Here is a 15,055-nt window from a genome sequence, read left to right as displayed (position 1 = left end):
TTCATAGTGTTTCGGTGGTTATAGCGTTAGGGAAACGCCCGGTTACATTCCGAACCCGGAAGCTAAGCCTTTCAGCGCCGATGGTACTGCAGGGGGGACCCTGTGGGAGAGTAGGACGCCGCCGAACAAATTTTGACAGAGGCCCTGGTGGGGAACTTCGGTTCCCCACCAGGGCCTTTTTGCTTGTCCGGGGTCCGTGCACGGGCCGTGAACCGGTACAGGTAAAGTCAAGAGACACATCATCGACACCGTCCCACAGGAGGCTCCCGGGTGGAGGTCCAGGAGACGCGCGTCCAGACCGACCGCGTCCTCACGATCCCGAACATCCTCAGCATGGCCCGGCTCGTCGGCGTACCGCTATTCCTGTGGCTGATTCTCCGGCCCGAGTTCGGCGGCCCGAAGAGTGACGGCTGGGCTCTGCTGGTACTGGCGCTCAGTGGGGTCAGCGACTATCTGGACGGGAAGCTCGCCCGCCGCTGGAACCAGATCAGCAGCCTCGGTCGCCTCCTCGACCCGGCCGCCGACCGGCTCTACATTCTGTCCACACTCATCGGGCTCACCTGGCGGGACATCCTGCCGATCTGGATCACCGCGGTCCTTCTCGCCCGTGAGCTGGTGCTGTTGGTGATGGTGGGAATCCTTCGCCGCCACGGATATCCCCCGCCCCAGGTGAACTTCCTCGGCAAGGCGGCGACTTTCAACCTCATGTACGCGTTCCCGTTGCTCCTGCTGAGTGACGGAAGTGGCTGGCTCGCCACGCTCGCTGCTATTTTCGGATGGGCGTTCACAGGATGGGGTACGACCCTGTATTGGTGGGCAGGAATCCTGTACGTGGTTCAGGTCCGCCGGCTCATCAGGGCGGACGCCGCGGCCGACTGAGCGTGCCCGTGTAGCGGCCGGAGCGGAGGCCGGGCACCCTGGAACCCCAGGAGCTTCCGGACGGGGGAAGTCGGCATCACCGTCGTCTCTTCGAGGAGGACGCTTCCGACATGAAGGCCGTCGTGATGGCCGGGGGCGAAGGCACCAGGCTTCGCCCCATGACCTCAAGCATGCCCAAGCCCCTTCTCCCGGTCGCCAACCGGCCGATCATGGAGCACGTACTGCGGCTCCTCAAGCGGCACGGGCTGAGCGAGACCGTGGTGACCGTCCAGTTCCTCGCCTCCCTCGTCAAGAACTACTTCGGGGACGGCGAGGAACTCGGCATGGAGCTGTCGTACGCCAACGAGGAAAAGCCACTCGGCACCGCCGGCAGCGTCAAGAACGCGGAAGAGGCGCTCAAGGACGATGCCTTCCTGGTCATCTCCGGCGATGCGCTCACCGATTTCGACCTGACCGAACTGATCAAATTCCACAAGGAAAAAGGCGCCCTGGTCACGGTCTGCCTCACCCGGGTGCCCAACCCCCTGGAATTCGGCATCACCATCGTGGACGACGCGGGCCGGGTCGAGCGCTTCCTGGAGAAGCCGACCTGGGGGCAGGTCTTCTCGGACACCGTCAACACCGGCATCTACGTGATGGAGCCCGAGGTCTTCCGCTACGTGGAGCCCGACGTTCCGGTGGACTGGTCGGGGGACGTCTTCCCGAAGCTCATGGAGGAAGGCAAGCCGATCTACGGCTACGTGGCCGAGGGCTACTGGGAGGACGTCGGCACCCATGAGAGCTATGTGAAGGCCCAGGCCGACGTCCTGGAGGGCAAGGTCGACGTCGAGATCGACGGCTTCGAGATCTCGCCCGGCGTCTGGGTGGCCGAGGGCGCCGAGGTGCACCCCGACGCGGTTCTCCGCGGCCCTCTCTACATCGGCGACTACGCCAAGGTGGAAGCGGATGTGGAAATCCGCGAACACACTGTGGTCGGCTCCAACGTGGTCGTCAAGAGCGGAGCCTTCCTGCACAAGGCCGTGGTCCACGACAACGTCTACATCGGGCAGCAGAGCAATCTGCGCGGCTGCGTCATCGGCAAGAACACCGATATCATGCGGGCCGCCCGGATCGAGGACGGCGCCGTCATCGGCGACGAATGCCTGGTGGGCGAGGAATCCATCGTCCAGGGCAATGTCCGGGTCTACCCCTTCAAGACCATCGAGGCCGGCGCGTTCGTCAACACCTCGGTGATCTGGGAGTCCCGCAGCCAGGCGCAGCTGTTCGGCGCCCGGGGCGTCTCCGGCATCCTCAACGTCGAAATCACGCCGGAACTCGCGGTCCGTATCGCCGGCGCCTATGCCACCACCCTCAAGAAGGGCGCCACCGTCACCACCGCCCGCGACCACTCGCGAGGCGCCCGTGCCCTCAAACGCGCGGTGATCTCCGCCCTCCAGACCAGCGCCATCGATGTACGGGACCTGGAGAACGTGCCCCTGCCGGTGGCCCGGCAGCAGACCGCGCGCGGCAGTGCCGGCGGCATCATGATCCGTACCTCGCCCGGGGTGCCCGACTCGGTGGACATCATGTTCTTCGACGAGCGCGGCGCGGACCTGTCCGCGGCCGGCCAGCGCAAGCTGGACCGGGTCTACGCCCGTCAGGAGTACCGCCGTGCCTTCCCCGGCGAGATCGGCGACCTCAGCTTCCCGTCCAGCGTCTACGACTCGTACACCGGATCGCTGCTGCGCGCGGTGGACACCACCGGTGTCACGGAGGCCGGGCTGAAGGTCGTGGTGGACGCCTCCAACGGCAGCGCCGGGCTGGTGCTGCCCAGCCTGCTGGGCCGGCTGGGCGTGGACTCGCTGACCATCAACCCGGGACTGGACGAGACCAGACCCACCGAGACCGCCGAGGGACGCCGTTCCGGGCTGGTGCGGCTCGGTGAGATCGTCGCCTCGGCGCGCGCCGCGTTCGGCGTGCGCTTCGACCCGGTCGGCGAGCGGCTCTCCCTGGTGGACGAGAAGGGCCGGATCGTGGAGGACGACCGGGCCCTGCTGGTGATGCTGGACCTGGTCGCCGCCGAACGGCGCAGCGGCAAGGTGGCCCTGCCGGTCACCACCACGCGCATCGCCGAGCAGGTCGCCGCCTACCACGGCACCCAGGTCGAGTGGACCACCACCTCCCCGGACGACCTCACCCGAGTGGGCCGCGGGGAGACGACGATCTTCGGCGGTGACGGCCGCGGCGGCTTCATCGTGCCCGAGTTCAGCAGCGTCTTCGACGGTGCCGCCGCCTTCGTCCGGCTGATCGGGCTGGTGGCCCGTACCCAGCTGACCCTGAGCCAGATCGACGCCCGTATCCCGCTCGCCCATGTGCTGCGCCGCGACCTGGCCACCCCCTGGGCGGTCAAGGGACTGGTGATGCGGCGGGTGGTGGAGGCCGCCGGTGACCGCTCCGTGGACACCACCGACGGGGTGCGGGTGGTGGAGGCCGACGGCCGCTGGGTGATGGTGCTGCCGGACCCGGCCGAGGCCGTCACCCATCTGTGGGCCGAGGGCCCCGACGACGCCTCCGCGCGGGCCCTGCTGGACGAGTGGACACAGGTGGTGGAGGGCGCCGGCCCGTGATGTCGGGCGCCGCGGGCCGCCACCCGGCGCCCGCGGCGTGAGCGGCCGGGGGCGCCCACCGTCCGGGCCCGCTCCGGCGCGCCGCCAGGGCCATTGGGTGGCGGCGCCCCCGACGTGCGACGATGTGCGGCATGTCGCAGCAGCCCCCCATTCGGAGCACCGCATCACCGCCTTCCCGTCCGCGGCTCGATGCGTCCATGTCGCTGCTGACCAATGTGATGGAGCACAGCCTGGACGAGGGATACGCCGAGGCCGCCGCGCGCCGCGGCAGCACCGGCAGCCAGGGACTGCCGCGTACCCTGCGGGCCAAGCTGGGCCTGTCCTTCGGGCTGGTCCTGGCCGCCGTCGTGGTGACCATCGGCGCCGCCGAGGCGCGGATATCGGCGCCCACGCTGGCCAAGGAGCGGCATGAGCTGATCGACCGGATCGAGTCGGAGACCTCCGACGCCGACGATCTGGAGAAGGACGTGGACGCCCTCCGCGAGCAGGTGGGAGGCATACAGCGCAAGGCGCTGAAGAAGTACGGCGGTGACGGGGCCGAGACCGTGGCGCTGCTGGCCGGGGCGACCGAGGTCACCGGCCCCGGGGTGAAACTGGTCGTGGACGACGCCAAGGCCGCCGACCAGGGCGGCGGGGGCCCGCGGGAGAGCAACGGCTTCTCGGACACCGGCCGGGTACGCGACCGGGACATGCAGCGGATCGTCAACGGGCTGTGGGAGTCCGGCGCGGAGGCGATCGCGGTCAACGGGCAGCGGCTGACCTCGCTCTCGGCGATCAGGGCCGCGGGAGACGCCATACTGGTCGACAACAAACCGCTGGTGCCGCCGTATACGGTACTGGCGGTGGGGGACGGTCCGCGGTTGAGCTCCGCGTTCCAGGACAGCGCCGACGGACAGTACCTGCGCGTGCTGCGCGACAACTACGGCATCCGCGCGCGCATTTCCGCCCAGGACGAGGTCCGGCTGCCGGTCGCGCCGAGTCTCATCGTACGTACCGCAGAGCCGACCGGCAGGGCCGCCGTGAAGAGCGGCTCGGAACCAGGGAAGGGCACGGGCACATCGTGATCGCCGTTTTGGGCCTCATCGTCGGAGTGGTGGTCGGACTGGTCGTCCGCCCCGTGGTGCCGACGGCGGTCGAGCCCTACCTGCCGATCGCCGTGGTGGCGGCGCTGGACGCGGTGTTCGGCGGGCTGCGGGCCATGCTGGACGGCATCTTCGACGACAAGGTCTTCGTGGTCTCGTTCCTCTCCAACGTCGTGGTGGCCGCGCTGATCGTCTTCCTCGGTGACAAGCTCGGCGTCGGCGCCCAGCTGTCCACCGGCGTGGTCGTGGTGCTCGGCATCCGGATCTTCTCCAACGCGGCCGCGATCCGCCGGCACGTGTTCCGGGCGTGAGGCCGATGAACCAGGACCAGACCCCGCACGGACCGGGCGACGAGGGCGACCGAACCCGGCGCCCGCATCACGGCCGGCACCAGGAGGGCCGCCACCGGCCCGCCCGCCCCGAGCCGCTGCCCGGGGCGCGTCGGACGCCGCTGCCACCGCACCGGCCCCCGACGGCCCCGGCCGGTGACCAGGGCACCGGGGAGGGGGGCGACGGTCGCCCGCCGCGGACCGGCCGGCAGCGGCTGGTGCAGAGCCTGTGGCCGCCCCGGCTGACCCGGGCCCAACTCACCATGGCCCTCCTGCTGTTCGTCCTCGGCCTCGGTCTGGCCATCCAGGTGCGCTCCACCAACGAGGACAGCGTGCTGCGCGGCGCCCGGCAGGAGGACCTGGTGCGGATCCTCGACGAGGTCGACAACCGCACCCAGCGCCTCCAGGACGAGAAGCGGCGGCTGGAGGGCCAGCGCACCGAGCTGGAGAACAGCTCCGACCAGGCGGAGGAGGCGCGCAGGCAGACCCTCCAGAAGGAGCAGCAACTCGGGGTGCTCGCGGGGACGGTCGCCGCCCAGGGGCCGGGCATCGAGTTCACCATCCGCGACGGCCACGGCGCCGTGGAGGCCGACATGCTGCTCGACGCCATCCAGGAGCTCCGGGCCGCGGGCGCCGAGGCGATCCAGGTCAACGATGTGCGGGTGGTCGCGGACAGCTACTTCACGGACGCCGCGGACGGCGTCCGGATCGACGGGCAGAAGATCGACCAGCCGTATGTCTTCAAGGTGATCGGGAAGCCTGATGATCTGGAACCCGCGCTGAACATCCCGGGCGGCGTGGTGCAGACTCTCAGGAAGGAACGGGCCGTGGCGGACATCCGGCGGTCCGAAAAGGTCATCGTGGACGCCTTGCGGCCGTTGAAGAGCCCTGACTACGCTCGGTCGTCATCGCGATGAGGTGGGGAGATATGGCGCGATCTGTGCCAACGCGGCAAGTTGTGGGGGGTCGGAGCACCAGATCAGTGGTGCGTGGTGGAAACTGTCTGTCGGTCACGGACGTTGTATGGGTGTCCGGGTCGACCGGTGTGTGCATCGAGGGATACAGCGAGGGTTTGTCCTGCCCCACGGGCGGGTCTGTTTCGGTCAAGGGGAATCGCCCGTGAAGTTGTTCGGGAAGTTGTTCGGCAAGAGCGCGCGTCAGGACGGCGGCAGCGGCACGGCCCGCCACCGCGTCCAGCAGCCGATGGAAGGCGGTGGCGCCGGCGAGCAGCAGCGCCCGCTCTTCCGTGATCAGGTCGGTTCGCAGGGTGGGGTTCCGGGCGGGCAGGGCGCGCCGTCCGCCGACCCCGCCGGTGCCGGCCGCATAGGTTTTCAGGAGCCGGCAGCCGCCCGCGGCGGCGGTCTGCCCGTCTGTCCGCGGTGCGGCCACCAGGCCGGCGCGACCAGCCGTTTCTGCTCCAACTGCGGCACTCCGCTGCGCGGCGACGCCGTGCCCGAGCGTGCCTCGGAGACCACCTCGACCATCTCCATCAGCGGGCTCGAGGCGTACGACTCCGAGACGACCGGGCAGACCCAGCTGCCGTCGCTCTCCCCGGAGGCGCAGGCCGCCGTGGACGCGCTCCCGCTGGGTTCGGCGCTGCTGGTGGTCCGGCGCGGGCCGAACTCCGGCAGCCGGTTCCTGCTCGACAGCGAGCTGACCACGGCCGGACGCCACCCGCAGAGCGACATCTTCCTGGACGACGTGACCGTCTCGCGTCGCCATGTGGAGTTCCGGCGCGGTACGGACGGCCGCTTCACGGTCGCGGACGTCGGCAGCCTGAACGGCACCTACGTCAACCGGGAGCCCATCGAGGCCGTGCCGCTGAACAACGGCGACGAGGTCCAGATCGGCAAGTACCGGATGGTCTTCTACGCGAGCCAGCGGGGCGTCGGTATCTGACCCCCAGGGGAAGGTCCATGCTGCATTCACCGTCGGGCGGCGCCGCTTCCGGCGCCGCCCCGTCCGGCCGCCTGATGAGCATCGGCGCGGTGCTCAACCTGCTCCGGGACGAGTTTCCCGAGGTCACCATCTCGAAAATCCGCTTCCTGGAGGCGGAGGGGCTGGTGGAGCCGCAGCGCACGCCCTCGGGTTATCGGAAATTCACCCCGCGGGACGTGGAGCGGCTCTCCCGCATCCTGCGGATGCAGCGGGACCACTATCTGCCCCTCAAGGTCATCCGGGAGCATCTGGACGCGCTGGAGCGCGGGGAGCCGCTGCCGCTGCCCGCCTCCTCCGCCGCACCGGGCCGGGAGCTGCTGGACGAGGTCGAATTCGACCTGGACCGGCCCACGGCGGCCCGGCTGGGCCGGGCCGAGCTGCTGGCCGCGGCCGAGGCCGGCGAGGACGAGCTGGCCGAGTGGGAGTCGTACGGGCTGATCAGCCCGGTCGGCGAGGGCGGCTACGACGCCGAGGCGGTCACCGTGGCCAAATTGATCATGGATCTCGGCCGCTTCGGATTGGAACCCCGCCATCTGCGGACGGTCAAGGCCGCCGCCGAACGTGAGGCGGACCTGGTGGACCAAGTGGTCGCGCCGCTGCGTCTGCACCGGAATCCGCAGACCAGGGCCCATGCGGAGGCCACCTCCAGGGAGATCGCCGCACTTGCGGTCCGGCTGCACACGGCCCTGCTCAGGACGGCGCTGAGCGCCCGCCCGGACTGACCGAACGCAGGCCCGACTATCCAAACCGGCCGCCCACGTCCTAGGGTTGCTATGTGAACGAGCTCGACGTCGTGGGTGTCCGGGTGGAAATGCCCTCCAACCAACCGATCGTGCTCCTGCGTGAAGTGGGAGGCGACCGGTACCTCCCCATCTGGATCGGACCGGGGGAAGCCACCGCCATCGCCTTCGCCCAGCAGGGCATGACGCCGGCGCGCCCCCTGACGCACGACCTGTTCAAGGACGTGCTGGAGGCCGTGGGGCAGACGCTCACCGAGGTCCGGATCACGGACCTGCGCGAGGGGGTCTTCTACGCCGAGCTGGTCTTCGCCAGCGGGGTGGAGGTCAGCGCCCGTCCCTCCGATGCCATAGCGCTCGCACTGCGCACCGGGACGCCGATCTACGGCAGCGACGGGGTGCTCGACGACGCGGGCATCGCCATCCCGGACGAGCAGGAGGACGAGGTGGAGAAGTTCCGCGAGTTCCTCGACCAGATCTCGCCGGAGGACTTCGGGACCGGCAACCAGTAAGGGATTTCCGGTCCGCCGCGTACGCGCATTCGAGTAGCCTTTCCCCCGGGACGGACACGGGAAACCACCCTCAGGGTGATTATCACTCGGCGTGCCGAGTGTGGCGATCGTTGACGCACCCCGGGTGACTGCCTACCGTCGAGGGGCAGGTCAAGGACGGAGGTCGGCGTGAGAAGCACCGGCGAGGGCACGGCGGCAGGCGGTCCGTATCCGCTCCAGGGGGGTGCACCGGCCGAACCGGCTCCCCGGCACCGCATCGCGGCACAGGCCGCTCCCGGCCGGGAGCGTGTCGCGGAGGAGGTCGGATACCGCGGCCCCACCGCGTGCGCCGCGGCGGGGATCACCTACCGCCAGCTGGACTACTGGGCGCGCACCGGGCTGGTGGAGCCCAGCGTGCGTCCCGCCTACGGCTCGGGCACCCAGCGGCTGTACAGCTTCCGGGACGTGGTCGTCCTCAAGATCGTCAAGAGGTTGCTGGACACCGGGGTGTCCCTGCAGAACATCCGCACCGCCGTGCAGCACCTGGGCACCCGGGACCTGGCGGATCTGGCCCGGATGACCCTGATGAGCGACGGGGCCACGGTCTACGAGTGCACCTCCCCCGACGAGGTCGTCGAACTGCTCAAGGGCGGCCAGGGCGTCTTCGGTATCGCGGTGGGCGTGGTCTGGCGGGACGTGGAGAGCGCCCTGTCCCAGCTGCACGGTGAGCGGGTGGACACCGGCGAGACCCTGGTCGGGCACCACCCGGGCGACGAGCTGGCGCGACGCCGCAACCGCGCGGTCTGACCCGGGCGGCCGCGCCCGCGCCCGAGTGTCAGTGGTATGCGGCAGCATCGGTAGCTGTGAGAGATGCGCCGACGATCCTGCATCTGGACATGGACGCCTTCTACGCCGCGGTGGAGCAGGCGGCCAAGCCCAGCCTGCGCGGAAAGCCCGTGATCGTCGGCGGGCTCGGGCCGCGCGGGGTCGTCGCCACCGCCTCGTACGAGGCCAGGGTCTTCGGGGTGCACTCGGCGATGGCCATGGGGCAGGCCCGCCGACTGTGCCCCAACGCCGCCTACCTCACCCCCCGCTTCTCCCTCTACCGCCAGGTCAGCGAGAAGGTCATGGAGCTGCTCGGCGAGCTGTCCCCGCTGGTCGAACCGCTCAGCCTGGACGAGGCCTTCGTGGACCTGGAGGCGGGCGGCGCGGCCGCGGACCTGGCCGGCGCCCGCCGGGTCGGGGAGCGGCTGCGTGCCGCGATCCGGGAGGCCACGGGGCTGAGCGGCTCGGTGGGGCTCGCCGGCTCCAAGATGCTCGCCAAGATCGGCTCCGAGCAGGCGAAGCCGGACGGGCTGGTGGTCATCGAGCCCGGCACCGAGCGGGAACTGCTGGCCCCCCTGACGGTGCGCACCCTGCCGGGGGTGGGACCGGCCACCGCGGAGGCGCTGCGCCGGGCGGGGATCCACACCGTCGCCGAGACCCGGGAGGCGGGCGAGGCGGAGCTGGTCCGGCTGCTCGGCAAGGCCCACGGCTCATCGCTGTACGCCATGGCCAACGGATGGGACGACCGCCCGGTGGTGGCCGAGCGCGAGTCGAAGTCGGTCTCGGTGGAGGACACCTTCGACACCGATGTCACCGACCGGCTGCGGGTGCAACTGGAGATCGCCAGGCTCGCCGACCGGTGCGTGGAGCGGCTGCGGGCCGCGGGCCGGTCCGGCCGCACGGTGGTCATCAAGGTGAGGCGGTACGACTTCTCCACCCTCACGCGGTCCGAGACGCTGCGCGGCCCCACCGACGATCCGGCGGTGGTGCGGGAGGCCGCGGCGAGGTTGCTGGAGCAGGTGGACACCACGGCAGGGGTGCGGCTGCTGGGCGTGGGCGTCACCGGGCTCGCGGACTACACCCAGGAGGACCTGTTCGCCCAGGCGGCACAGGCGGACCAGGACGCACGGCCCGCGGCGGCGGCGCCGGCACAGCCGGCCGCGGCTCCCGGCGCCTCCGGGGAGGGCGCCGGGCCGGCTCCGGGGACATCCGCCGTGAGCACCTCCGAGCGCCCGCCGGAGGCCCCTGACGGGCAGGCCGGGCCGCCGATACCGGGGCCGGGGCGGCAGGGCGGCCAGGAGTCCGGCCCGGGCCCCGGGCAGCCGTCGGAGCCGGGCGGGCCGAGGCGCTGGCTGCCGGGCAGTGATGTGACGCACGACGCCTACGGCGCCGGCTGGGTGCAGGGCAGCGGGGTCGGCCGGGTCACGGTCCGCTTCGAGGGGCCCTGGACACCGCCGGGCCGGGTGCGGACCTTCGCCGTCGACGACCCGGAGCTGCGGCCCGCCGAGCCGCCCCCGATCCTGACCTCGGCACGGCCGGACCAGGAGGCCCGTACCGCTGCGGGTCAGTCCTCCCCGTCCAGCCCGTAGTGGTGGTAGAGCTGGAGTTCCTGCTCGGGGGAGAGGTGGCGGCCGACGCCGAAGTCCGGGGCGTCCTTGATCAGCCCGCGCCCGTAGGGCACCCGCAGCGCGTCGTCCACGACCTCGCTCGGCTTCAGCGGTACGAACACGTCCCGGCCGAAGAGCCCGGTGCGTACCGCGGCCCATTCCGGCTCGCCCGTCGCGTCGTCCAGGTACACCTCGTCCACCGTGCCGAGCCGGGCGCCCTCGCGGTCGAATGCCTTGCGCCCGATCAGATGGCGCGGATCGATGTCGGTCTGCACGGTCCCTCCAACTGACAGCTGACTGCTCCCTGACACCTACGAAAAGCCACATCCGAGCAAAAGGCCACTTGAGAGGGGTGGTGAGAGGTCACCGACCGGTTCTGGGGGAGATCGACGCTGGTACTCTGGCGATGGCTGCTGACCCCGCGCGGGAGAGTCCTCCGTCGCATCGGCGGGGGCGCCGAAGGAGCAAATCCTCCCCGGAATCTCTCAGGCACATGAACCGCACGGGTGAGGTCACTCTGGAAAGCAGGGTGGGCGACGGGTGGACACCCGCTCCGGGACCCCTCCTCACCGACGGTGAAAGCCGGGCCGCCACGGCCCGGTGAAGCTCTCAGGTCGATGACAGAGGGGGAGGCCGTCCGGGTACCCGCGCCGTGGTGCCCCTCGAAGGTCGCACAGACCAGGAGGCCTCTCGCAGATGACCGCCAACCGCATCTCCCTCGAAGCGCTGGAGCGCGGCACTCCGTTCGCCCAGCGCCACATCGGCCCCGACAGCGAGGCCCAGGCGAAGATGCTCGCCCAGGTGGGCTTCGCCTCGCTGGACGAACTCACCGCGACCGCCGTCCCCGACGTCATCAAGAGCACCGAGGCGCTGAACCTCCCCGAGGCCCGCACCGAGGCCGAGGTACTCGCCGAGCTGCGCGGACTCGCCGACCGCAACCAGGTCCTGTCCTCCATGATCGGCCTGGGCTACCACGGCACCTTCACCCCGCCGGTCATCCTCCGCAACGTCATGGAGAACCCGGCCTGGTACACCGCCTACACGCCCTACCAGCCGGAGATCTCCCAGGGCCGGCTGGAGGCGCTCCTCAACTTCCAGACCGTGGTCGCCGACCTCACTGGGCTGCCCACCTCGGGTGCCTCGCTGCTGGACGAGGGCACCGCCGCCGCCGAGGCCATGGCACTGGCCCGCCGGGTCGGCAAGGTCAAGGACGGGGTCTTCCTGGTCGACGCCGACTGCCTGCCGCAGACCGTCGCGGTCATCCAGACCCGGGCCGAACCCACCGGCGTGGAGGTCGTGGTCGCCGACCTGAGCGAGGGCATCCCGGCCGAGGTCGCCGAGCGCGGCGTCTTCGGCGTGCTGCTCCAGTACCCGGGTGCCACCGGCGCCGTCCGCGACCCCCGGGCCGTCATCGAGCAGGCCCACGAGCTGGGCGCCATCGTCACCGTCGCCGCCGACCTGCTCGCGCTGACCCTGCTCACCTCGCCCGGCGAGCTGGGCGCCGACATCGCGGTCGGCTCCTCGCAGCGCTTCGGCGTGCCGATGGGCTTCGGCGGACCGCACGCCGGCTTCATGGCGGTCCGCGACACCTACGCCCGCAGCCTGCCCGGCCGCCTGGTCGGCGTCTCGGTGGACGCGGACGGCAACAAGGCCTACCGGCTGGCCCTGCAGACCCGCGAGCAGCACATCCGCCGGGAGAAGGCCACCAGCAACATCTGCACCGCGCAGGTGCTGCTCGCGGTGATGGCCGGCATGTACGCCGTCTACCACGGCCCGGAGGGGCTGGCGGCGATCGCCCGCCGCACCCACCGCTACGCCGCGGTGCTCGCCGCGGGCCTGCGGGCCGGCGGTGCCGAGGTCGTCGGCGAGGCCTTCTTCGACACCCTCACCGTGCGGGTGCCGGGCCGGGCTGCCGAGGTGGTGGCCGCGGCCCGCGAGGCCGGCGTCAACCTGCGGCTGACCGACGCCGACCACGTGGGCATCGCCTGCGACGAGACCACCGGACGCGAGCAGCTGGCCGCCGTCTGGTCGGCCTTCGGCATCACCGAGCTGCCGGCGATCGACGAGCTGGACGCGGCGACCGAGGACGCGCTGCCCGCCGGGCTGCTGCGCTCCGACGCCTACCTGACCCACCCGGTGTTCCACCAGCACCGCTCCGAGACCGCGATGCTGCGCTACCTGCGCCGGCTCGCCGACCGGGACTACGCGCTGGACCGCGGCATGATCCCGCTGGGCTCGTGCACCATGAAGCTCAACGCGACCACCGAGATGGAGCCGGTCACCTGGCCGGAGTTCGGCGGACTGCACCCCTTCGCGCCGGTGGAGCAGGCCGAGGGCTATCTGACGCTCATCCGCGAGCTGGAGGAGCGGCTGGCCGCGGTCACCGGCTACGACAAGGTCTCGCTGCAGCCCAACGCCGGTTCGCAGGGTGAGCTGGCCGGTCTGCTGGCGGTCCGCGCCTATCACCGGGCCAACGGCGACGAGCAGCGCACCGTCTGCCTGATCCCGTCCTCCGCGCACGGCACCAACGCGGCCAGCGCGGTGATGGCGGGCATGAAGGTCGTGGTCGTCAAGACCGGCGAGGACGGCGAGGTGGACACCGCCGACCTGCACGCCAAGATCGACAAGCACCGGGACGAACTCGCGGTGCTGATGGTCACCTACCCCTCCACCCACGGCGTGTTCGAGGAGCACATCTCCGAGATCTGCGCGGCCGTGCACGAGGCCGGCGGCCAGGTCTACGTGGACGGCGCCAACCTCAACGCGCTGGTCGGCCTCGCCGGGCCGGGCGCGTTCGGCGGCGACGTCTCGCACCTCAACCTGCACAAGACCTTCTGCATCCCGCACGGCGGCGGCGGTCCGGGCGTCGGCCCGGTGGCGGTCCGCTCCCACCTCGCCCCGTACCTGCCCAACCACCCGCTGCAGCCCACCGCGGGCCCGGAGACCGGGGTGGGCCCGGTGTCGGCCGCGCCGTGGGGGTCGGCGGGCATCCTGCCGATCTCCTGGGCGTACGTCCGGCTGATGGGCGGCGAGGGCCTGAAGCGGGCCACCCAGGTCGCGGTGCTCAGCGCCAACTACATCGCCAAGCGGCTCGAGCCGCACTACCCGGTGCTGTACACGGGACCGGGCGGCCTGGTGGCGCACGAGTGCATCATCGACCTGCGCCCGCTGACCAAGGCCACCGGGGTGACGGTGGACGACGTGGCCAAGCGGCTGATCGACTACGGCTTCCACGCCCCGACCATGTCCTTCCCGGTGGCCGGCACGCTGATGATCGAGCCGACCGAGAGCGAGGACCTGGCCGAGCTCGACCGGTTCTGCGCGACGATGATCGCCATCCGCGAGGAGATCGACAAGGTCGGCTCGGGGGAGTGGGCCAAGGACGACAACCCGCTGCGGAACGCCCCGCACACCGCGGCGGCGCTGGGCGGCGAGTGGAGCCACGCCTACAGCCGCGAGGAGGCCGTCTTCCCGGCCGGCGTCTCGGCCGCCGACAAGTACTGGCCGCCGGTGCGCCGGATCGACGGCGCGTACGGCGACCGCAACCTGGTCTGCTCCTGCCCGCCGCTGGACGAGTACGACGGCTGACCCGGAAGCGGGAGCGTTACGGGCGCTCCGCGCAGGGGCCGGTTCGGCGATCACGCCGGGCCGGCCCCGCCGCCGTCCACACCGCAGCCGCGCGCACCGCGGCCGAGACCCCCGCCGGCGGCCTTCGGGCGGGACTCGGGGACCGCGGGCCGAGGCCCTTCAGGCGGCCGTGGTGAGCAGTCGGGCGCCCAAGGGACGGTGCGGTGCGATGATCTGCCCGTCGGGCAGCAGTTCGCCGGTGTCCTCGAAGAGCAGGACCCCGTTGCACAGCAGGCTCCAGCCCTGCTCCGGGTAGTGCGCCACGACGCGCGCGGCCTCCCGGTCGGCGGACTCGGCTGTCGGACACGGCGGCTGGTGCTGGCACATGGCGGGGTTCTTTCCCTGGGATGTGGTGATGGCGCTGGTGCTGCGGCTCGATGCGGCATCCATGGCCGCCCCCCCGTTTCGGTCGGCTGATGGTTCCAGTGTTGCCCTACGGGCGTGATTCCGCAGGGATTTCGCTGCAGTGCTGCTCAACGAGGAAAGACGCGTCACCCATGCGGACGGTTCAGCGGAACCGCACGGTCCCTTCGGGGGGTTTCATATGGCCCAGGGGGACTAGCCCGCCCGTCGCCCACCACCACCCTCAACGGAGCGCTCCGCGCACACCCCCTTTTGCCCGTCGCCCACCACCACCCTCAACGGAGCGCTCCGCGCGCACCCCTTTTTGCCCGTCGCCCACCACCACCCTCATGGGAGCGCTCCGGGTGCACCCTCGTCCGTCGCCCACTGCCACCCTCATAGGAGGGCTTCGCGCGCCCCTTTTCGCCCGTCGCCCTCCACCAGCCTCAATCGAGCGCTCCGCGTGCCCCCTCGCCCCTGGCGCACCGCCGCCCTCCACGACGCTCAACGAGCCCCTCGCGCGCCCAGCCTGCCGTGTCGGTCGTTACGGTCAACGGTTCCCGCTCCGCGGGCTGTTGGGGCGGGCGGGGCG

General features: G+C 71.1%; 13 protein-coding genes, 1 rRNA gene and 1 riboswitch. Of the genes, 12 read left to right on the top strand and 2 right to left on the bottom strand.

What is annotated here, in order from left to right; all coding sequences use genetic code 11:
* The first annotated feature begins 10 nt into the window (after positions 1-10).
* From rrf to E4099_RS17360, 11 genes are all read left to right on the top strand, one after another.
* Positions 11-127 (top strand): 5S ribosomal RNA (rrf, locus tag E4099_RS17410).
* 143 nt (positions 128-270) lie between these two features.
* Complete coding sequence (gene clsA, locus E4099_RS17405) at positions 271-879, top strand: cardiolipin synthase ClsA (RefSeq protein WP_135339994.1); 609 nt, start codon at positions 271-273, stop codon at positions 877-879.
* A gap of 110 nt (positions 880-989) precedes the next feature.
* On the top strand, positions 990-3,485 hold the full coding sequence (locus tag E4099_RS17400) for a mannose-1-phosphate guanyltransferase (RefSeq protein WP_135339993.1): 2,496 nt from the start codon (positions 990-992) through the stop codon (positions 3,483-3,485).
* A gap of 122 nt (positions 3,486-3,607) precedes the next feature.
* Complete coding sequence (locus E4099_RS17395) at positions 3,608-4,549, top strand: DUF881 domain-containing protein (RefSeq protein ID WP_209446642.1); 942 nt, start codon at positions 3,608-3,610, stop codon at positions 4,547-4,549.
* Positions 4,546-4,878, top strand: coding sequence for a small basic family protein (locus E4099_RS17390; RefSeq protein WP_004947174.1), 333 nt, complete (start codon positions 4,546-4,548; stop codon positions 4,876-4,878). Before E4099_RS17395 ends, E4099_RS17390 begins: the two co-directional genes overlap by 4 nt.
* 5 nt (positions 4,879-4,883) lie before the next feature.
* The gene (locus E4099_RS17385; RefSeq protein WP_135339991.1) at positions 4,884-5,813 is read left to right on the top strand and encodes a DUF881 domain-containing protein; all 930 of its coding nucleotides are present in this window, start codon (positions 4,884-4,886) and stop codon (positions 5,811-5,813) included.
* Between the two features lie 106 nt (positions 5,814-5,919).
* The gene (locus tag E4099_RS17380; protein WP_135339990.1) at positions 5,920-6,795 is read left to right on the top strand and encodes an FHA domain-containing protein; all 876 of its coding nucleotides are present in this window, start codon (positions 5,920-5,922) and stop codon (positions 6,793-6,795) included.
* A 17-nt stretch (positions 6,796-6,812) separates the two neighbouring features.
* A complete protein-coding gene (gene ftsR / locus E4099_RS17375) occupies positions 6,813-7,556 on the top strand; it encodes a transcriptional regulator FtsR (RefSeq protein ID WP_135339989.1) in 744 nt (247 codons plus the stop codon).
* 53 nt (positions 7,557-7,609) lie between these two features.
* Entirely contained in the window at positions 7,610-8,083 is a 474-nt protein-coding gene (locus E4099_RS17370) for a bifunctional nuclease family protein (protein WP_135339988.1), read from the top strand.
* A 168-nt stretch (positions 8,084-8,251) separates the two neighbouring features.
* The gene (locus tag E4099_RS17365; protein WP_135339987.1) at positions 8,252-8,869 is read left to right on the top strand and encodes a MerR family transcriptional regulator; all 618 of its coding nucleotides are present in this window, start codon (positions 8,252-8,254) and stop codon (positions 8,867-8,869) included.
* A gap of 56 nt (positions 8,870-8,925) precedes the next feature.
* A complete protein-coding gene (locus tag E4099_RS17360; protein ID WP_135339986.1) occupies positions 8,926-10,476 on the top strand; it encodes a DNA polymerase IV in 1,551 nt (516 codons plus the stop codon).
* On the opposite strand, the gene E4099_RS17355 is transcribed toward E4099_RS17360, so the two are convergent.
* Positions 10,452-10,769, bottom strand: a complete 318-nt coding sequence (locus E4099_RS17355; protein ID WP_135339985.1) for a PRC-barrel domain-containing protein — start codon at positions 10,767-10,769, stop codon at positions 10,452-10,454. The genes E4099_RS17360 and E4099_RS17355 overlap by 25 nt on opposite strands.
* A 139-nt stretch (positions 10,770-10,908) precedes the next feature.
* A riboswitch (glycine riboswitch) is annotated at positions 10,909-11,005 on the top strand.
* 185 nt (positions 11,006-11,190) lie between these two features.
* Between E4099_RS17355 and gcvP the strand changes: the two genes are divergently transcribed.
* The gene (gene gcvP / locus E4099_RS17350) at positions 11,191-14,082 is read left to right on the top strand and encodes an aminomethyl-transferring glycine dehydrogenase (RefSeq protein ID WP_135339984.1); all 2,892 of its coding nucleotides are present in this window, start codon (positions 11,191-11,193) and stop codon (positions 14,080-14,082) included.
* Positions 14,083-14,241: 159 nt separating this feature from the next.
* Here the strand turns inward: gcvP and E4099_RS17345 are convergent, their stop codons facing one another.
* Complete coding sequence (locus E4099_RS17345) at positions 14,242-14,448, bottom strand: DUF5999 family protein (protein ID WP_135339995.1); 207 nt, start codon at positions 14,446-14,448, stop codon at positions 14,242-14,244.
* Positions 14,449-15,055 lie beyond the last annotated feature (607 nt).

This window comes from Streptomyces palmae, from assembly GCF_004684805.1.
In the GTDB taxonomy this organism is placed as follows: domain Bacteria; phylum Actinomycetota; class Actinomycetes; order Streptomycetales; family Streptomycetaceae; genus Streptomyces; species Streptomyces palmae.
This window is presented reverse-complemented; position numbering and strand designations above follow the sequence as displayed.